17 protein-coding genes are annotated in these 17,992 nt (G+C 72.3%); 2 read left to right on the top strand and 15 right to left on the bottom strand.

Annotated features, from left to right (window positions below; translation table 11 throughout):
- Nucleotides 1-120 precede the first annotated feature (120 nt).
- Both E6R62_RS05395 and E6R62_RS05390 read left to right on the top strand, forming a co-directional pair.
- Nucleotides 121-2,826 (top strand): helix-turn-helix transcriptional regulator, encoded by a 2,706-nt coding sequence (locus E6R62_RS05395; RefSeq protein WP_168713972.1) that lies wholly within the window; start codon nt 121-123, stop codon nt 2,824-2,826.
- Nucleotides 2,827-3,325: 499 nt separating this feature from the next.
- Nucleotides 3,326-4,282, top strand: a complete 957-nt coding sequence (locus tag E6R62_RS05390) for a helix-turn-helix domain-containing protein (RefSeq protein ID WP_136211904.1) — start codon at nt 3,326-3,328, stop codon at nt 4,280-4,282.
- A gap of 6 nt (nt 4,283-4,288) precedes the next feature.
- Here the strand turns inward: E6R62_RS05390 and E6R62_RS05385 are convergent, their stop codons facing one another.
- The 15 genes from E6R62_RS05385 to E6R62_RS05315 form a co-directional block, all read right to left on the bottom strand.
- Entirely contained in the window at nt 4,289-5,317 is a 1,029-nt protein-coding gene (locus tag E6R62_RS05385; protein WP_136211902.1) for an alpha/beta hydrolase, read from the bottom strand.
- Nucleotides 5,318-5,438: 121 nt separating this feature from the next.
- The gene (locus E6R62_RS05380; RefSeq protein WP_136211901.1) at nt 5,439-6,164 is read right to left on the bottom strand and encodes an alpha/beta fold hydrolase; all 726 of its coding nucleotides are present in this window, start codon (nt 6,162-6,164) and stop codon (nt 5,439-5,441) included.
- Between the two features lie 262 nt (nt 6,165-6,426).
- Nucleotides 6,427-6,741, bottom strand: coding sequence for a GNAT family N-acetyltransferase (locus E6R62_RS05375; protein ID WP_136211899.1), 315 nt, complete (start codon nt 6,739-6,741; stop codon nt 6,427-6,429).
- 75 nt (nt 6,742-6,816) lie between these two features.
- A complete protein-coding gene (locus tag E6R62_RS05370) occupies nt 6,817-7,446 on the bottom strand; it encodes a CE1759 family FMN reductase (RefSeq protein ID WP_136211897.1) in 630 nt (209 codons plus the stop codon).
- Nucleotides 7,443-8,699, bottom strand: a complete 1,257-nt coding sequence (locus tag E6R62_RS05365) for an LLM class flavin-dependent oxidoreductase (protein WP_168713971.1) — start codon at nt 8,697-8,699, stop codon at nt 7,443-7,445. The genes E6R62_RS05370 and E6R62_RS05365 overlap by 4 nt, the downstream gene beginning before the upstream one ends.
- A gap of 53 nt (nt 8,700-8,752) precedes the next feature.
- Complete coding sequence (locus E6R62_RS05360) at nt 8,753-9,457, bottom strand: GPR1/FUN34/YaaH family transporter (protein ID WP_136211895.1); 705 nt, start codon at nt 9,455-9,457, stop codon at nt 8,753-8,755.
- A gap of 57 nt (nt 9,458-9,514) precedes the next feature.
- Nucleotides 9,515-11,449 (bottom strand): amidohydrolase, encoded by a 1,935-nt coding sequence (locus E6R62_RS05355; protein WP_136212203.1) that lies wholly within the window; start codon nt 11,447-11,449, stop codon nt 9,515-9,517.
- A gap of 50 nt (nt 11,450-11,499) precedes the next feature.
- Nucleotides 11,500-12,459: an alpha/beta hydrolase gene (locus E6R62_RS05350; protein ID WP_136211893.1), complete on the bottom strand. Its 960-nt coding sequence runs from the start codon at nt 12,457-12,459 to the stop codon at nt 11,500-11,502.
- Nucleotides 12,460-12,708: 249 nt separating this feature from the next.
- Nucleotides 12,709-13,539, bottom strand: a complete 831-nt coding sequence (locus E6R62_RS05345; protein WP_136211891.1) for an alpha/beta fold hydrolase — start codon at nt 13,537-13,539, stop codon at nt 12,709-12,711.
- Between the two features lie 83 nt (nt 13,540-13,622).
- Entirely contained in the window at nt 13,623-14,210 is a 588-nt protein-coding gene (locus E6R62_RS05340; protein WP_136211890.1) for a Dps family protein, read from the bottom strand.
- Between the two features lie 91 nt (nt 14,211-14,301).
- Nucleotides 14,302-14,796 (bottom strand): DoxX family protein, encoded by a 495-nt coding sequence (locus tag E6R62_RS05335; protein ID WP_136211888.1) that lies wholly within the window; start codon nt 14,794-14,796, stop codon nt 14,302-14,304.
- A gap of 4 nt (nt 14,797-14,800) precedes the next feature.
- Nucleotides 14,801-15,463, bottom strand: a complete 663-nt coding sequence (locus tag E6R62_RS05330; RefSeq protein WP_136211886.1) for a hydrolase — start codon at nt 15,461-15,463, stop codon at nt 14,801-14,803.
- Nucleotides 15,464-15,728: 265 nt separating this feature from the next.
- Nucleotides 15,729-15,890, bottom strand: coding sequence for a hydrophobic protein (locus tag E6R62_RS05325; RefSeq protein ID WP_136211884.1), 162 nt, complete (start codon nt 15,888-15,890; stop codon nt 15,729-15,731).
- Between the two features lie 464 nt (nt 15,891-16,354).
- A complete protein-coding gene (locus E6R62_RS05320) occupies nt 16,355-16,705 on the bottom strand; it encodes a hypothetical protein (protein WP_136211882.1) in 351 nt (116 codons plus the stop codon).
- 106 nt (nt 16,706-16,811) lie between these two features.
- Nucleotides 16,812-17,990, bottom strand: a complete 1,179-nt coding sequence (locus E6R62_RS05315) for an oxygenase MpaB family protein (RefSeq protein WP_136211880.1) — start codon at nt 17,988-17,990, stop codon at nt 16,812-16,814.
- Nucleotides 17,991-17,992: the final 2 nt, after the last annotated feature.

Raw genomic sequence — 17,992 nt, 5'->3', positions numbered from 1 at the left:
TACGGGCCGCATACGCCGAATTCGTCGATGCGTGTCCTGCGACTATGCTCCGGACAGTTGCCACCGCCTCGCGTAAGAACGGCGGATGCCGCCATAGCGTGAGAAGGTTCGGGAAATACCGTGTTGATCGGGCGTCACGACGAACGGGCGGCCATGACCGCGGCACTGTCACCGGAAGCGGAGACGGCCTCGCTGGTGCTCCTCGGTGATCCCGGGGTCGGCAAGACCGCGCTCCTCGACACGGCGGTGACCGAGGCCCTTTCCGCCGGGACGAAGGTGCTCCGGGTCCGGGGCAACGCGGCGGAGACCGAACTCGCCTTCGCCGGTCTGCACCAGTTGTTGCTGCCCGTCCTGGACCGGGTCGACGGGCTGCCCGCCCGACAGGGCGCGGCGCTGCTCGGCGCCTTCGGGCTCGGCGATGACCCGACGCCCCCCGACCACATGATGATGAGCCTGGCCGTGCTCACCCTCACCTCACAGGTGGCGTCGACCCAGCGCCTGCTGCTCGCCGTGGACGACGCGCAGTGGGTCGACCCCGGAAGCTGCCAGGTGTTGGGCTTCCTCGCGCGCCGCCTCGCGGGAGAACCGATCGGCCTGCTCGTCGCGGCGCGCGGCACCCACCGACCCGACTGGCTGGACCGGTCCGTGCCCGAGCTGGTGGTACCGGCGCTGTCTTCCGCGGAGGCGGAGGAACTTCTCAGCACCCAGCTGGACCCGCCCACCGGCTCCGCCCGGCGCCGGGTGCTGGCCACCGCCGCGGGCAACCCCCTGGCGTTGGTGGAGCTCTCCCGTTCCGCGGCCCGGGACGGGGCGCTCCCGACGGGCCGCCAGGTCCCGGTCACCGATCTGCTGGAGCGGACCTTCGCCGCGCAGGTCGACGCGCTGCCCGAGGCGACGCGCGAGGCGCTGTTGGTGGCGGCGGCGGCCGAGGGCGCGGGCCTCGCGGCCGTGTCGGGGGCGCTGCCACCCGGTACCGACATGGACGTCTGGCTGCCCGCGGAAGAAGCGGGGCTGATCCGCCTGCACGCGGACCGCCTGGACTTCCGTCACCCGCTTGTCCGTTCGGCGATCTACAGCGCCGCCCCGTTCACCGTACGCCGCCGCGCGCACCTCGCCCTGGCCGCCGCCCTGGAGGGCGACCCCGACCGCCGCGCCTGGCAGTTGTCCGCGGCGACGGTGACCCCCGACGCGTCCGTCTCCGGCGCCCTGGAGGCCACCGCCATGCGCGCCTTCGCCCGGGGGGCCATGTCGGAGGCCGTCGCCGGCCTGGAACGGGCCGTGCAGCTGAACCCCTCCCCCGGCGAGCAGACCCGGCTGCTGGCGACGGCCGCCTACGGCGCGATCCTGGTCGGTGACATCACGCAGGCGCAGGCGCTGGGCGCCCGCGCCACGGAGCTCAACACCGACCCGGCGGCGGCCCCGTACATCAACGCGCTCACCGGTCTGATAGCCATGCTGATGATGCGCATGGACTGCGCGTTCGCGCTGGTCGTGCCGGAAACGGTGCGTGACGCGGCGCAGATCGACGCGAGCACCTCGACCATCGCGACGGGGATCGTCTACCACTCCGGCAGCCCCGCGCAGCGGGCGCGAATACGCGCGGTCCTGGCCACGCGCCGGCCGGAAACGGAGCCTGCGCACGCCTTCCACCTGTGGGACATCGGCGTCACGGACCCCTTCGGCGGCGGGAGCGCCGTGCGCGGCCACCTGTCGGCCGCCGCGTCCGCCCCGGGCCGGGCCCCTACGGAGACCCACACGCTCGGGGTGCTCAGCATGGTCTTGGACGAGACCGAGACGGCGGTCACCCTGCTCCGCGAAGTGGCCAACCCCCAGTGGGAGGACGCGGATGCCTTCCATGCCGGGATGACCGCCGCCGACCTGGCGTGGGCCAACCTGGAAAGCGGTCGCTGGGCCGACGCGCGCCTGGGTGTAGAGCGGTTGGCCGGGCGGTTCCTCGCGGGTGAGCGCAGCCACGGGGCGGCGCGCGCGCTCGCCGTGCTGGCCACGCTCTGCGCGCTGACGGGAGAGCCCGAGACGGCCTTGCGGCACGCGACGGCGGTGCTGGCCGCGACCGAGCCGGCCGGGGTGCTGGGCACCGTCGTCCGGGCCCGGCGGGCGGCGGCGCTGGCGGCGATGGCGCTCGGCGACCCCACGTCCGCCTTCCACCACCTGCGGAGCCTGTTCGACCGGTCGGGCGCTCCCGTGCACTACCACCTGTCGTGTTACGCCGTCGCGGACTACGCTGCCGCGGCCGTGCTCACCGGCCGCGCCGAGGACGCGGCGACGGCCCTGGAGTACGTGTCCGCCGAGGTCGCCGACGGCGCGTCGGTGCGCCTGCGCCAGATCCTGGACCGCGCCGGCGCGCTGCTCACCGAGCCGAACGAGGCCGGCCCCCGGTTCGAGGCCGCGCTGGCCGATCCGGCCGGCCGGCGGTGGCCCTTCGAACGGGCCCAAGTGTGGCTGGAGTACGGCGAGTGGCTCCGCCGCCGGCGCCGGATCGCCGAGGCCCGGGACGCCCTGTCCAAGGCGCGCGACCTGTTCGAGGGCTTGGGCGCGGTGCACTGGAACCAGCGTGCCCAGGCCGAACTGCGCGCTGCCGGGGTCGATGTCGAGTCCGCTCCCCGCGACGGCCTGAACACCCTGACCCCGCAGCGCCGGCGGATCGTTCGGCTGGCCGCGCAGGGGCTGACCAACCGCGAGATCGGCGAGCGGCTCTTCCTGTCGCCGCGGACGGTGGGGACGCACCTTTACCAGGCGTTCCCGGTCCTGGGCGTGACCTCGCGCAGCCAGCTGCGCGACGTGGTCGATCAGGACGCCACCGACTGAGGCGGCGGTGACGGGCGGGACGGCGCGGCGCCGGCGGTGGGCCCTGAGGCGGACAGCGCGCGGGGGCGGGCACGTCGCACGGCAGAGCCTAAGTCACATGACGGATGGCACCGACGACGGGTGGAACGAGACTGGGCGCAGCAGTCGGTCCAGTACCCAGGAGGTCCCGTGATCCTCGTTCACCTCGCGCCGGGCCGGTCCCTTCGGCCCGATGCCGGCCGGAGTCGGCCACGTCGGGGCGGCCCCCGTGCCCGCAGTCGCGCGGCGACAGCCGGCCGTCCCTGAGCCGCGCCGGCCACGCGGGCCCCTGAGCCCCCGTCGGCCGCCCGTTCGCGTCGCGGATCGCGGCGCCCCGCGCCCCGCACCGGCGCGACGGACCCCGCAGGCGCATCCCGCAGACCCGCTCTTCCCTCTCCGATCCACGGCATCACGGACCGCGCTTCCCTCTGCTTCGGCTCGGTCACGCACGGTGCCCGCACGAACGCACCAAGGAGTCACGATGTCCGTCGTGCTGTCCACCCTCCCCCTGTCGGCCACCGAACGGGCCGACTACTGGCACAGCGTGGTGTCCGACACCTTCATACCGCTCGACGTCTCGCTGCACGAAGCCGAGCCCTCGGTGGGGACGATCGCCAGCGATCGGCTCGGCCCCCTGCAGATCTCCGTCGTCGAAGCGGGCCCGCAGACGGTGACGCGTGACAGACGCCTGATATCCCGGGGCGGTGCTGAGTACGTCACGGTCACCCTGCAGCACCGGGGTACCGCCAGGCTCACCCAGGACGGACGCCAGGCCCTGGTCAGACCCGGCACCTTCACTTGTTCCGACGCCGGGAAGCCCTACAAGAGGGAGCAGCCGGACGACTTCCGCTTCACCGCCTTCCGGGTGCCGAAGCAGGGGCTCGGGGTGTCGGACGGGGACCTGCGGGCGGTGACGGGGACCGTATTCGGCGCCGACCGCGGGACGGGCGGCCTGGTGGCCGGGTACCTGGCGCGGCTCGCCGAACGGGCCGCGGACTTCGACCCCTACACCGGCCGTCAACTCGCGATGACCGCCGCGGACCTGCTGACCGTCCTCGTACGGGAGCGGCAGGGACGGCTGAACCCCCACGCGTCGGAGGCGGCCCGCGGGATGCTGGCACGCGTCAAGGAGTACATCCTGCTGCACCTGGCGGACCCCGACCTCTGCCCTGAGAGGATCGCGTCGGCGCACCACATGTCCGTGCGGTACCTGCACAAACTGTTCCGGGCGGAGGAGGCGACGGTCGGGCGCTGGATCCACCGCGAGCGCCTCGATCGGTGCCGCCGTGAGCTCGCGAGGCCTTCGGGTTCCGCGCCGACCGTGTCGGCGGTCGCCCAGCGGTGGGGTTTCGTGAACCCCTCCCACTTCAGCCGGGCCTTCCGCGCCGCGTACGGCATGTCGCCCCGGGAGTGGCAGTCGAGCGCCCGACAGGCTTGAGGGTGGTCACGGAGCCTGCGGTCGCCGTTCGTGCAGCGCCCCGCGCAGTGCGCGCGTGGCGAGCAACAGTGCGGCCTGCGCCCCGCAGGTGGCGCGCAGGGCGTTGACCGCGACGAAGTCGTGGAGGGCGCCTTGGACGCGTACGGCCGCGACGGCGACGCCGGCCTCCCGCAGCCTGGCGGCGTAGGCCTCCCCCTCGTCGCGCAGGACGTCGGCCTCCGCGGTGACGACCAGGGCCGGGGGCAGACCGGCGAGTTGGTCGGTGGTGGCCCGTAGGGGTGACGCGGTGATCTGGGCGCGCTCGACCCGGCTCGTCGTGTACTGGTCCCAGAACCACCGCATCGTGTCGCGACGCAGGACGTAGCCGGTCGCGAATCGGTGGTAGGACCCGGTGTCGAAGTCGGCGTCGGTCACCGGGCAGAACAGGACCTGCTGGAGCAGCGGGACGTCGCCCCGGTCCTTGGCCAGCAGGGTCAGCGCGGCGCCCAGGTTCCCGCCGGCCGAGTCCCCCACGACGGCCAGGCGGGTGCCGTCCAGATCATTGGCGGCTCCTTCGGCGACGATCCACCGCGCGACGGCGTAGTTCTGTTCCAGGGCTACCGGGTAGCCGACTTCGGGCGACAGGTCGTACTCGGGGAAGACCACGGCGGCGTCCGCCCCGACGGCCAGTTCGCGGACCAGCCGGTCGTGGGTGGAGGCACTGCCGAGCACCCATCCCGCGCCGTGGATGAAGAGGATCACGGGCAGCGCCCCTTCGGCGCCCGCGGGCCGCACGACGCGGACCCAGACCCCTCCGGTGGGGCCGCCGGGCACCGCGAGCCACTCCTCGTCGACGGCGGGCAGGGACGTCCCGGCCGCCTGGAGTTCCTCCAGCGCCTTGCGGCCGTCCGCCGGACCGCGCAGGTGCCGGTAGTGCGGCCGGGAGGCCGCCCGGGCCAGGGCGCGGGCCGCGGGTTCGAGCACCGGCTCGGGGCCCCGCCCGGGGCTCGCGTCGGCATGGGCGTCGAGGTCGGTCGCCGGCGTCACCTCGGGCATCGACAGCTCCTTACAGGTCCGGGGAAAAGCGCAGGTGCCCGCACGGACGGGTGTCGTGTGGACGGGTGTCGTGCGGACGGTCCGGGCCGCCCGCACGACACGCGCGACGAGGGGGAAGAAATCAGTGGGCGGTGGAGCGCACGGCGTCCTGGATCAACTCGGCGACGCGCTCGGGCCGGGACAGCATGACCAGGTGGGAGGACTCGACCTCGACGGTGGTCATGCCGGCCCGCTGGTAGCCGAAGCGCTCCACCTCGGGGTTGATGGTGCGGTCGGCGGTGGCGACCAAGCCCCAGGACGGTTTGGTCCGCCAGGCGGCGACGGGTGCGGCCTCGGCGAACGCCCTTGCCGCCAGCGGGCGTTGGGAGACGGCGAGGACGGCTGCGAGCTCGGGGGCGACGTCCGCCGCGAAGAGGGCCGGGAACTGCTCGACGTCCACCGAGACGTCGGTACCGGGCTCGGTCGACCCCTCGACGGGGAAGGGCGCGTACACGAGGGCGTCGGCGAGGTCGGAGGCGGGGAAGCGCCCTTGCAGCTCACCGAGGCTCTCGCCATCCTCCAGCGCGTAACCCGCCAGGTAGACCAGCGCCCGGACGTTGTCCTCCGCGCCGGCGACGGTGATGACGGCGCCTCCGTAGGAGTGGCCCACCAGCACCACCGGGCCGGGGATCCCGCGCACGACCGAGGCGATGTACGCGGCGTCACCGAGGAGGCTGCGGTTGGGTACCGCCGGGGCCAGCACGTTCAGGCCGTGCGCGGTCAGCAGGGGGACGACCCGCGCGTAGCCGGAGGCGTCGGCGAACGCGCCGTGGACCAGGACGACGGTCGGTAGGGAAGCAGGGGACATGGGGGTGCACTCCTCGAAGGGCGGGGGGCGGGCGGTGCGGGATCGGGGCGTCGGGCCCCGGTCACGACGAGGACGCTACGGGCGCCCGGCCCGGGCGCCTTGCCCGTCGGTGCCCCGCTTCTGGCCTCTGCGTGCCCGGCCCGCGGCTTCTGACCTCTGCGTGCCCGGCCCGCGCCGCTGTCCCGCCGGCGGCCGGGAAACGACGCGGCCCGCCGCCGCGCCGTGGGGCGCGGACGACGGGCGTCGTGGGTACCGGTGCCGCTCAGAGGCCGAACCGGCTGCGGCGGGCCTCGGGTACCAGGTCCGCGTAATGCGGATGCCTGCCGATCCAGCCCCGGATGAAGGGACAGTACGGGAGCACGTCGAGCTCGCGCGTCCGTACGTCGTCCAGGGCGCCGCGGGCGAGGAGGCCGCCCAGTCCGCGGCCCGCGAAGCGCGCGTCGATCTCGGTGTGGATGAAGGCGATCTCGCCCTCGCAGAGGAAGTACTCGGCGAAGCCCGCCGGCTCCGTCCCGCCCTCCCCGACGAGCACCTCGTACCGGCTCTTGTCCGGCCGGTCCACGACCTGTGGCTCCATGGTTCCTCCTGTGTGGTCGCATGCGGTGGCCGTCCCGGGGGTGCGTCCCGGGACGGTGTCGGCGGGGGTGGTGGTTCAGTCCCCGCCGGGGCGCAGAGCCGCCAACTGGTGCTCGAACGGCACTACTTCCTCCTCCTGCCGGGCCTGCGGCGGCGCGTCGGTCACGAGCCGCGCCAGCTCGGCGGCAGCCCGTTCGACGCGAACGGCGAGTGCGGCCGTCCGCCCGTCGCCGGCCGTCCCCCAGTCCTCGGGGGCAGCGAAGACGGCGGTCGGGGCCACCGTGGCGCGCAGGTGGGCGAAGAGCGGCCGCAGGGCGTACTCCAGGGCGAGGGAATGCCGTGCGGTGCCGCCGGTGGCGGCGACGAGTACCGGCTTGCCGGCGAGGGCGTCCCGCTCCACGATGTCGAAGAAGGACTTGAACAGGCCGCTGTAGGAGGCGCTGAAGACGGGTGTGACGGCGATCAGGGCGTCCGCCCGCGTCACGGCATCGAGTGCCGTGCGCAGTGCGGGCGCGGGGAACCCGGTGACCAGGTGATGGGCGATGTCCACGGCCAGCTCGCGCAGTTCGACCACCTGCGCCTCGGCGGCCCCGGCCGACTCGGCCAGGCGGTCGGCGGTGGCCGCCGCGAGCCGGTCGGCGAGCAGTCGTGTGGAGGAGGGCAGGCTCAGCCCGGAGCTGACCACGACCAGCCGCGCCGCGCTCACCGCCGCACCTCGGTGGAGCCGGTGGAGCCGGTGGAGCCGGTGGAGCCGGTGGAGCCGGTGGAGCCGGTGGAGCCGGTGGAGCCGGTGGAGCCGGTGGAGCCGGTGGAGCCGGTGGAGCCGGTGGAGCCGGTGGAGCCGACGGACGAGACGGTGGCCCCGACGGCCGACGAGGCGGTGGCCCCGGCGCGGGCGGTCACCCGGGCCGCGTGGGTCGGTCCTTGCGGGACCGTGGCGGGCCGGCCGGCCGCGAACTCCTTGCGCAGCACCGGGATCACCTCTTCCCCCAACAGGTCGAGCTGCTCCAGTACGGTCTTGAGCGGGAGGCCTGCGTGGTCCATGAGGAACAGTTGCCGCTGGTAGTCCCCGAAGCTCTCGCGGAACGTGAGCGTCTTCTCGATCACCTGCTGCGGGCTGCCGACCGTCAGCGGTGTCTGCTCGGTGAACTCCTCCAGCGAGGGGCCGTGTCCGTAGACGGGCGCGTTGTCGAAGTAGGGCCGGAACTCGCGTACGGCGTCCTGGGAGTTGCGACGTATGTACGCCTGTCCGCCCAAGCCCACGATCGCCTGCTCGGGGGCGCCGTGGCCGTGTTCGGCGAAGCGCCGCCGGTAGAGGTCGACGAGCCTGCGGAAGTGGTCCGTGGGCCAGAAGATGTGGTTGGCGAAGAAGCCGTCACCGTAGTAGGCGGCCTGTTCCGCTATTTCCGGGCTGCGGATCGAGCCGTGCCAGACGAACGGCGGGACGTCGTCCAGCGGGCGCGGGGTGGACGTGAAGCCCTGGAGCGAGGTACGGAAGCGGCCCTCCCAGTCCACCACGTCCTCGCGCCACAGCCGGTGCAGCAGGGCGTAGTTCTCGACAGCCAGCGCGATGCCGTCGCGGATGTCGTGCCCGAACCAGGGGTAGACGGGGCCGGTGTTGCCGCGGCCCGTCATCAGGTCGACGCGCCCGTCGGCCAGGTGCTGGAGCATCGCGTAGTCCTCGGCGATCTTCACCGGGTCGTTGGTGGTGATCAGGGTGGTCGAGGTGGAGAGGATCAGCCGCTCGGTGCGCGCGGCGATGTGGCCGAGCATCGTGGTGGGTGAGGAGGGAACGAACGGCGGGTTGTGGTGTTCTCCCGTCGCGAAGACGTCGAGCCCCACTTCCTCGGCCTTGAGGGCGATGGCCACCATCGCCTTGATCCGCTCGTTTTCGGTGGGTGTCCGCCCGGAGGTCGGATCGGGCGTGACGTCGCCCACCGTGAAAATGCCGAACTGCACAGAGATCACCTTCGTCGGAACAGGGGTGGGGTGGGAGGGCTGCGGGCCTCCCGTCACAAAGTGCGCCGCACTCCCGCATGGCGTTCGAGGTTGCGCAGTTGCACCGCCAGGTCGCCCTCGACAGCGGTGTGGGCGGGCCCGCTGCGCCCGATGGGCAGCACCTCCTCGCTGCGCATGTCCTCCAGCATCAGGGCGAAGGCGGCGTACGTCGCGGCGAGCGCCACCACGAGCCCGAGGGCCCCGGAGACCTGCGTGAGCCACTCGACGCCGGTCAGCCCCGCCAGCCCGGTGGCCAACCACCGGGGCGTCGAGACGACGAGGACGAGCCACAGGGCACGCTTGGGCCGGGTCACCGCCGCCATCAGGGCCCCGAAGCACAAGAAGGCCAGGTTGAACACGCCCAGCACCCGCGGTCCGCCTGCCGCGCCGGTTCCCACGACCAGCGAGTACGCCAGCCAGCTGCCGGCGAACGTGCCCATGAGGGTGGCGGCGATCACGTCCCGCGCCCCGAAGGCGAGGACACTGACCAGGAGTTGGAGGGCGAACGCGGGCAGCACGCACAGGGCGACGGCCCTGCGGTCCGCGGCTTCGAGGACACCGAGCTGGAGGCACCCCGTCATCACCGAGGCGATCGCCACGGTGAAGAAGCCGAGTGGCATCGGTGACGCGATGGGGCGCAGGTTGATCCGGGTCATCGACCTCAGATCGGGTTCGAACCGGCGCCCGGCGGGCGGGTCTTCGTCGGGAGGTGTACTCATGTGTCGGGCTTCCTCGGCTGTCGTTGCGGGCTCTCGGGGCGGGGCGTCGGCGGCCCGTCAGGGCGCGAAGCAGGGGTCGGTGAAGGGCGGGGAAGGGGGCGCCCCTGGGTTGGAGCCGCGCGCGGCGCGCCACCGGCGGTGGTCCTCTGATTCGGCGACGGCCTCGGCCATGCGGAGCGCTTGCCGTGCGCCCGGGGACTCGTGGCCGGCGGGCTCGGAGCCGCCGTACTGGTCGTGGCCGAGCCGGTCGCGGCCGGACTGATAGCCGCCGAAGCGGGCCACCGGGGCCCAGGTCGGGCTGACGGGCGGGACGGTCTCGTCCAGGCCCTCGTACTCCGCGCTCGCGTAGACGATCCGGCCGCCGACGACGGTGAGCACGGATTCGATGTCCGGGATCGCGGATTCCGGCACGGTGAAGAAGTCGTGCGTAAGGATCGCGAGGTCGCCGTACCAACCCTCCCGCAGGGCGCCCTTGACGTCTTGTTCACCGGTGAGTTCCGCGCCGCCTCGGGTGTAGAGGCCGAGGGCGGTCTCCCGGTCGATCAGGTTCGCGGCCGGGTAGAGGGCGGTGCCGCCGACGGTGCGGCCGGTCACCAGCCAGTGCAGCGAGACCCACGGGTTGTAGGACGACACCCGGGTGGCGTCCGTGCCGGCGGCCACGGTCAGCCCGCGGTCGAGCATGGCCCGTACCGGCGGGGTGTGCGAGGTGGCTTCGGCGCCGTAGCGGTCGAGGAAGGCCGCTCCCTGGAAGGACATCCTGTTCTGCACCGACAGCGCTCCGCCGAGGGCCGCGATGCGGTCGAGGCTGTCGGCCGAGACGGTCTCGGCGTGGTCGAAGAGCCAGCGGTTGCCGCCCGGGAAGAGCCCTTCGGCGGCGAGCTTCTCGAACACGGCCAGATCCCGGCGGATCGTCTCGTCGTAGGTGGCGTGGAGCCGGAACCCCCAGCCGTTCTCCATCAGCAGCCGGACCGCCTGCTCGAACTCCGTCTCGAAGTCCGCGGCGAGCTCCGGCCGCGGTTCCGAGAAGTTCTCGAAGTCGGCCGCGGCCCAGGTCAGGTTCTCGCCCGCGCCGTTGAGGCGGAGCCACTCGTCCCCGTCCTGCGGTTTCACCGTCTCGATCCAGCGCTTGAGGTCGGCGAGCTCCTGCCCGGCCGTCTGCGGGAACAGGTGGTAGGCGATGCGCAGTGACAACTCTCCCGAGCGGGCCAGGTCGATGACGGTGGCGTAGTCGTCGGGGAAGTTCTGGAAGCCGCCGGCGGCGTCGACCGCCGAGGTCAGTCCGAAGCGGTTGAGTTCGCGCAGGAAGTGGCGGGTGGAGGTGCGCTTGTCCGCGACGTCGAGCGTCGGGGCCGTGGCCAGGGTCGAGTACAGGATCAGGGCGCCGGGGGCCGCCAGGAGCACCCCGTTGGGCTCGCCGTCCCGTCCCCGGACGATCTGCCCGCCCCGCGGGTCGGCCGTCTCGCGGGTGAACCCGGCGGCCCGAACGGCGGCCCGGTTCATCAGCGCGGACTGGTAGAGGTGCAGGACGAAGACCGGGGTGTCGGGCGCGGCCGCGTTCAGTTCCGCCACCGTCGGCATGCGACGTTCGGCGAACTGCTCCGCGGTCCAGCCGCCGACGACGCGGATCCACTGCCCCTTGGGCGTGCGGCCCGCCTGCTCGCGCAGCATGGCCAGCGCTTGGCGCAGGCTCCGTACGCCGTCCCAGCGCAGCTCCAGTACGTAGTTCAGGCCACCCCGGATGACGTGCAGGTGGGAGTCGTTGAGCCCGGGGACGACCCGGCGGCCGAGCGCGTCCACGATCCTGGTCGCCGGACCGACGAGGGCGGCGAGGTCGTGGTCGTCCCCGAGGGCCACGACGCGGCCGTCACGGATGGCGACGCCACGGGCCGTGGGGCGGGCCGGGTCGCCGGTATACACCTTGGCGTTGCGGACGACGAGGTCGGCGGCGGGCTGCCCCGGGTCCCGGGTGGGCAGGACCCCCGCCACGGGCATGCCCGTCGTCGCGGGCCCGTCCTTCGTACCGGGCGAGGTCGTCGGACGGCTCACGCCAGGGCCTTGCGCAGAGTGTCGGCGGCCAGGCCGATGGCCAGGGACGCGGCCTGCGTGTCGCGGAGCGCGTTCAACATGACGAAGTCGTGGATGGTGCCCTGGAGGCGCAGCGCGGCGACGGGGACGCCGGCGGCGCGGAGCTTGGCGGCGTACGCCTCGCCCTCGTCGCGCAGGACGTCGGCCTCGGCTGTGATGACGAGCGCGGGGGGCAGGCCGGTGAGCTGGTCGAGGGAGGCCCGCAGCGGGGAGGCGGTGATCTGTGCGCGCTCGGCCTCGTCGGTCGTGTACTGGTCCCAGAACCACCGCATTGCTTCGCGGCGCAGGAAGTAGCCGGTGGCGAACCGCTGGTAGGAGTCGGTGTCGAAGGCCGCGTCGGTGACCGGGTAGAAGAGGACCTGGTGGACGAACGTCACGTCGCCGCGCTGCTTGGCCATGAGGGTGAGGGCGGCGCTCATGTTGCCGCCGACCGAGTCGCCCGCGATGGCGACGCGGCTGCCGTCGAGGTCCTTGTGGCGGCCCTCGCGGGCGATCCACTGGGCGACGGTGTAGTTCTGCTCGATGGCGACGGGGTAGCGGGCCTCGGGCGACAGGTCGTACTCGGGGAAGACCACCGCCGCGCCGGCGCCCACGGCGAGTTCCCGCACCAGACGGTCGTGGGTGTGCGCGTTGCCGAAGACCCAGCCCGCTCCGTGGAGGTAGAGGACGACGGGAAGGGGGCCGGTGAGGCCGCGCGGGCGGACGATCCGGGCGCGTACCGCCCCGGTGGGGCCGCCCTGGACGGTGATCCACTCCTCGTCGACGGGGAGCAGGGGGACGCCCTCGCCGTTCTGCACGTCGTCCACGGCCTTGCGGCCGTCGGCGACGGGGATCTGGTACAGGTACGGGGGCTGGGCGGTGGCATCGGCGAACGCCTGGGCCGCGGCGTCGAGTACGGGCGGGTGCTGGTCGGACATGGATCGGCTCTCCTTCAGGGGGGCGGGAAGTGGTTCGGCGGGTGCCGTGGACGGCGTCGAGGATCGCTGCGGTGACCGGTACGGGCCGGGAAACCGGTGCGGGCCGCGAGTCCGGAGCGTCGGCGGCCGGGGCGGTCGCTGCTTGCGGTGCGTGCGGGTGCGGTTGTGCCCAGGAGGGGCGGCCCTGCCGTAAGGGAGGCGCGGGAGGCGCGGGCCGTACCCCGTCCTGGGTACCGGGTACGCGCCTGCTCAGGCGAGGAAGGCGAGCAGGGCGGCGTTGACCTCGGCGGCGTGGGTCAGGATGAGGCCGTGCGGGCCGCCGGGCACGGTGACGAGCTCGGCGCCGGTGATGCCCTTCGCCAGCGGGATCGCGGTCGCCTCGATGGGCAGCGTGCGGTCGGCGTCGCCGTGGATGATCAGGGTGGGGACGTCGATGCGCGGAAGGTCCGCGCGGAAGTCGGTGAGCCAGGCCTGGACGCAATCGAGGGTGCCCTTGGCGGAGGCGCCGACGGCGACGTTCCAGGAGGCCTGGACCGCCTGTTCGCTGATGCGCTCGCCGCCCAGGACGTCGACGTTGTAGAAGTCGGCGAGGAAGGCGCTCATGAACGCGAACCGGTCGGCGGTGATGGCGTCTTCGATGCCCTTGAAGACGCCCGCGTCCACGCCGGCGGGGTTGTCGTCCGTCTTGAGCAGGAAGGGCGGGACCACGCCGATCATGACGGCCTTGGTGACGCGCTCGCTGCCGTACGTGCCGAGGTAGCGGGTCACCTCGCCGGTGCCCATGGAGAACCCGACGAGGACGGTGTCGCGCAGGTCGAGGGCGGTGAGCACCTCGTTCAGGTCCGAGGCGAAGGTGTCGTAGTCGTAGCCGTCGGAGGGCTGGTCGGAGCGGCCGAAGCCGCGTCGGTCGTATGTGATGACGCGGTGGCCGGCGGCGAGGAGGGCGGCGGTCTGCTTCTCCCAGGAGGCGCCGTTCAGCGGCCATCCGTGGATGAGGACGACGGGCTGTCCGGTGCCGTGGTCCTCGTAGTAGAGCTCGACGGGGGCGGAATTGCCTTCGGCGACCTGGATGAACGGCATGGCGGAGTGCTCCTTCGGTGGGTGGGTGTGAAGGGTGGGTGGGTGTTGCGGGCGAGGGGTGCGGTCGGCGCCGGCGCCCCGCGTCAGGCGCGCACCAGGGGTGTGTCGACGAGGTGTTCGGCCAGGAACCACACCTGCGCCTCACCGGTGCGGACGACCTGGGAGATGAGCAGGTCGTTGCTGCCCTCGTCGCCCTCCGCGGACAGCCGGGCGGCGGCGTCCCGCGCGTCGATCAGGATGCGCTCGTGCGCGTCCAGGAGCCGCGACAGCATGACGGGGACCTTCTCCACCCCGTTCGGCGGGCGGGGTACCGATGTCAGCTCGGCGACGTGGCGCGGGTCCGCGACGGCGACACCGCCGAGGCTCTGCACGCGCTCGGCCAGGGTGTCCACGAGCGCCAGTTGCTCCTGGGCGTGCTTGTCCAGCATCAGGTGGAGGGAGTAGAAGGTCGCGCCGCGCACGAGCCAGTGGTGCTTCTTGTAGAGGGAGTACAGGATCTGCGTGTCGGCGAGGACGTGGTTCAGCCGCTGGCAGGCGTACATGCGGGCGTCGTGGCCGAGGCCGAGGGGGAGCTGCTTGAGCGTGCCGAACGACTGGATCTCCTCCCCCGTCTGGTGGAGCAGGGGCTGACCGCCGCCGCGCGGGGGTGCGGGGGTGTGTGCGGGTTCCATCGGGGGCTCCTGTAAATGGGTGTGGGTGAGCCCGGCCGTACGGGCGAAGGGGGTGTACGCGGACGGCCGGGCCCGTTCGGGGGTCCTGCGCTCAGCCGGTCCGTGCCGGACGGTGCAGGACGAGGCGGGTGAGCAGCCCGCTGCCGACGCCTGCCGTGAGGACGAGCGCCGTCCACCACAGCGGGTACGGCGCCAGACCCAGCTCCGCGTCGAGGGACCAGGCGCCGGGCCCGGTGGCGGCGAGGGCGGCGGCGCTGACGATCAGGACCAGGGGGTACTCGTAGCCGTCGTTCTGGACCCAGAGGCCGTTGTGCCACTTCACGGTGAGGGCGACGGTCATGACCCCGATGGCGCCGGTCGCGGCGAGCGGTGTGAGCAGCCCGGCGGCGAGCAGCAATCCCGATCCGATCTGGCCGCCGCCTGCCGCGAGGGCGGTGAGGGTACCGCCGCGGAAGCCGTCGCCGCGGAACTCGGCGGACCCGCCGTCGAGTCCTCTGCCGCCGAGGTGCGAGCTGATCTTCTGCACGCCGTGGCCGGCGATGAGCAGGCCCACCAGCAGGCGCAGGACGAGGATGCCGGTGTCCAAGAGGTCAGCCGGCCGCGTGCGCGCCGATGACGGCCTGCGCGTACACGACGCCCAGACCGTAGGCGCCGGCGTGGGCCTTGACGATCTCCATTACGGCCCCGTACGTCTCCTGGCGCGCCCAGTCGCGCTGGAGTTCGAGCAACACCTGGACCCAGGTGACCGGTACGGCGCCGGCGGCCAGCATGCGCTGGAGGGCGTGCTCGTGCGCGGCGGGGCTGACGCCGCCGGAGGCGTCGGAGACGACGTAGACCTCGTAGCCCTGGTCAAGGGCGGACAACGCGGGGAGCACCAGGCAGACTTCGGTCCACAGGCCGGACAGGATGATCTTCTTGCGGCCGGTCGCCTTGACCGCCTCCACGACCGCCTCGTCCTCCCAGGCGTTCATCGTCGTACGGTCCAGCACCTCGTGCTTCGGGAACACGTCGGCGAGCTGCGGCAACAGGGGTCCGGAGAAGGACTCCGCGGCGACCGTGGTGAGGACGACCGGCACGTCGAACGCGCGGGCCGCCTTGGCGAGGCCGACCGTGCTGTTGACGATCGCGGCGCGGTCGCCGCTGCCGGTGCCGAAGAACATCTGCGGCTGGTGATCCACGAACAGCATCACGGAGTTGTCGGGCGTGAGCAGGTCCCCGCTCGGGGCAGCGTGCACCGTGCTGGTGTCGAACATTTGGGGGGTGTCCTCTCGGAACGGTCGGAAGTGAGCGCCGCCTGCCGCGTCCCACGCGGCTCGGCACTCCTCGAACCTATGACCGTCCCGCCGGCCGACTTGTCCGTCCGCGCACCGTGGTTGGCACGACGACGCACGCTTCCCGGCCGCCCGGCCCTACGCCTTTCCTCCGGACGCCGAGGTCCAGGTCAGGACAGCCGTGTGGGGTCCGGCCTCCGGGAAGGCAGGACCCCACACGGCTTACGGAAGGCCGGGCCGCTGCGGACTACCAGCGGTACCAGCGTCCACCGCCACCCGCCGGCCGGGCGACGAATCCGATCAGCCACAGCACGAGGACGGCGATCGCGACCCACCACAGGATCTTGATCGCGAATCCCGCGCCGAACAGGAGCAGTGCGAGCAGAAGAACCAGAAGCAAGGGAACCATTGTCATCCACCTCCGAACGGCCGACTGCCCTCCAATGCGCCGCCCATGCGTTCGAACTCTTCCGGTTCTCATCGGCTCCCGCGGGGCGCCGGCGCTGTCCGGCTCTTCGGCCCCCGTCATGACGACGATCACGCCTACGGCCGGTGGTCGAGGCCAGTGGTTGCGTGGGGGCTACGGCGGCGCTTCCCAGGACCTCGACAACCATTCCGAACGCGTTCGGGCCGGGCGGCCTGCGGGAGACGACCACGGTGGTCAGTCCGTCCCAAAGCAGACCGCCCACGGCACCGGCCAACATCCCCGAGCCACCGATCACCGACGCCGGTCCGCGGACCACAGACGCGTAGGTCCGGGTCACGCGGGACGCCGTTCCACAGGGCGCTGCCGCCGGCCTCAGGACTACTCCGCGCGCCCCGGCTACGGGGCGTCCCTGACCAAGACGCGGTACGTTTTCGATCGCTTGGGATTCAGAGCCACCGCTGTGCTGCCTCGACGCTGTCGCCTCCACTGGTGTTGAACGCGATGGCGGCTTGCGGCGCATGGCGGCGGATCAGGTTCACGACCTGCTCGAAGAGCGGAAGCAGCGGCTCGGTCTTGCGGATCCCACCGCCGACGACCACGACATCCCATGGCTTCTCGGTCAGCGATGCGACGAGGGTCGCCTCGGCCGATTCGTCGAACACGATCAGCGACATGGCCGCGTCGATTCCATGCTCACCGAACCGGGCCAGCTCCGCATCGAGCGCCACACGAAGCGCCTCTCCGTCGACGCCGCGTATGGCATTCGGGTCGTAACCGACGACAAGGGCAGAAGACATGCGACCAACTTAGCGAGTGTCAGCCGGACATGCGGCCCGAACGGTGTGATCTCTGGTCCCGTAGCGGATCGGACCTGTCCGACAGCCGGCAGGCAGGGTGCGTCCGTCAGGGAGAGGTGGGAGCCGTTCCTACCGTGGGCGCGGGGGGTGCCCAGCGGTGGTTGTGGGGCACGGCGGCGGGGACGCCGAAGTCCTTCTTAAGCTGTTCGGGGATGGCGTAGTGCATGACGCGACCGCGGGTGAGGGAGGACAGTTCGAGGATGGTGGTGAGGTGGCCGAGACGGTCCAGGGCCCAGGCGCCCAGGGGTGAGCGGTCCTCGATGCTTTCCAGGACGCCGAGCAGGCTGGGGACGACTTTGACCACGGTGTCCCAGGCGGTGCGGGGGACCTGGAGCCAGTCCGCGCAGGTGTCGCCGATCAGGTAGCGGATCAGCGCGGAGACGATGGGATCGAAGAAGGTACCGGGGACGACCTCCTCGTAGAGGTCGATCAACTGCCGGGTCAGGGCGGCGCCCTCCGCGGACGGTCCCATGTGGCGGATCATGTAGAGATCGAGGAACTGCCGTGCCTCTTCGAGGGACTTCGGGACGGCGTCCTGGTCGACGCCCAGCATCGCGCCGACCAGGCGCCAGGCGTAGAAGTACGCCTGCGCCCCTTCGACACTCATGTGGATGCCGAGGCGGTGCAGGCTGTCCAGGACGAGCAGCGAGAAGAACATCTGCCCGCCGATCATGTCCTCCTGGCAGATCGGCACCCCCAGCGTCCCGACGTCCCAACGGCCCTCGCGTTTGAGGTGGTGCCGGATGGAAGCGTGCAGCAGGCGCACCTTCTGCGCGGCGGGGATGAAACGGCTGCCCGCCTCGAAGGCATCGGGTTGCATGAGGTAGACGGTGAACTGGCCCGTCTCGGCCATCCGCTTCGACGGATAGTCCAGCCCGTGCGTGGCCGACAGCAGCTTCGCCACATGGGGGACGACGTAGCAGGCGGGCATGGAGGCGAAGGACAGCGCAGTGGAGATATGCACGTTGTTGTCGATGAAGAACAGCCGGGCCTTCTCCATCTCCGCCCAGTCGACCCAGGGCGGCGGCACGCTGGTGGCCCGAAGGTATTCGCGGGCGACATCGGGCAAGCCGTCCGGCAGGGGGGAGCCGGCGGTGGACACGTGACGCATCAAGGTGTTGAAGGTACCCACCTCACCGCGCTCGAACAGTGTGGAGACGACGGCGTCGGCGAGTTCGTCCCCGGTCCGGCGCAGGGCGTCCATGGAGGCATCGGTGTGGGTCATGG

It is taken from the genome of Streptomyces sp. A1136 (assembly GCF_004795055.1).
GTDB lineage: Bacteria > Actinomycetota > Actinomycetes > Streptomycetales > Streptomycetaceae > Streptomyces.
This window is presented reverse-complemented; position numbering and strand designations above follow the sequence as displayed.

Excerpts from the sequence above, each read along its gene's own strand:
- E6R62_RS05390 (WP_136211904.1), top strand. The coding sequence starts at position 3,326 with ATGTCCGTCGTGCTGTCCACCCTCCCCCTGTCGGCCACCGAACGGGCC.
- E6R62_RS05385 (WP_136211902.1), bottom strand. The coding sequence starts at position 5,317 with ATGCCCGAGGTGACGCCGGCGACCGACCTCGACGCCCATGCCGACGCG.
- E6R62_RS05380 (WP_136211901.1), bottom strand. The coding sequence starts at position 6,164 with ATGTCCCCTGCTTCCCTACCGACCGTCGTCCTGGTCCACGGCGCGTTC.
- E6R62_RS05375 (WP_136211899.1), bottom strand. The coding sequence starts at position 6,741 with ATGGAGCCACAGGTCGTGGACCGGCCGGACAAGAGCCGGTACGAGGTG.
- E6R62_RS05360 (WP_136211895.1), bottom strand. The coding sequence starts at position 9,457 with ATGAGTACACCTCCCGACGAAGACCCGCCCGCCGGGCGCCGGTTCGAA.
- E6R62_RS05355 (WP_136212203.1), bottom strand. The coding sequence starts at position 11,449 with ATGCCCGTGGCGGGGGTCCTGCCCACCCGGGACCCGGGGCAGCCCGCC.
- E6R62_RS05350 (WP_136211893.1), bottom strand. The coding sequence starts at position 12,459 with ATGTCCGACCAGCACCCGCCCGTACTCGACGCCGCGGCCCAGGCGTTC.
- E6R62_RS05345 (WP_136211891.1), bottom strand. The coding sequence starts at position 13,539 with ATGCCGTTCATCCAGGTCGCCGAAGGCAATTCCGCCCCCGTCGAGCTC.
- E6R62_RS05340 (WP_136211890.1), bottom strand. The coding sequence starts at position 14,210 with ATGGAACCCGCACACACCCCCGCACCCCCGCGCGGCGGCGGTCAGCCC.
- E6R62_RS05330 (WP_136211886.1), bottom strand. The coding sequence starts at position 15,463 with ATGTTCGACACCAGCACGGTGCACGCTGCCCCGAGCGGGGACCTGCTC.
- E6R62_RS05325 (WP_136211884.1), bottom strand. The coding sequence starts at position 15,890 with ATGGTTCCCTTGCTTCTGGTTCTTCTGCTCGCACTGCTCCTGTTCGGC.
- E6R62_RS05320 (WP_136211882.1), bottom strand. The coding sequence starts at position 16,705 with ATGTCTTCTGCCCTTGTCGTCGGTTACGACCCGAATGCCATACGCGGC.
- E6R62_RS05315 (WP_136211880.1), bottom strand. The coding sequence starts at position 17,990 with ATGACCCACACCGATGCCTCCATGGACGCCCTGCGCCGGACCGGGGAC.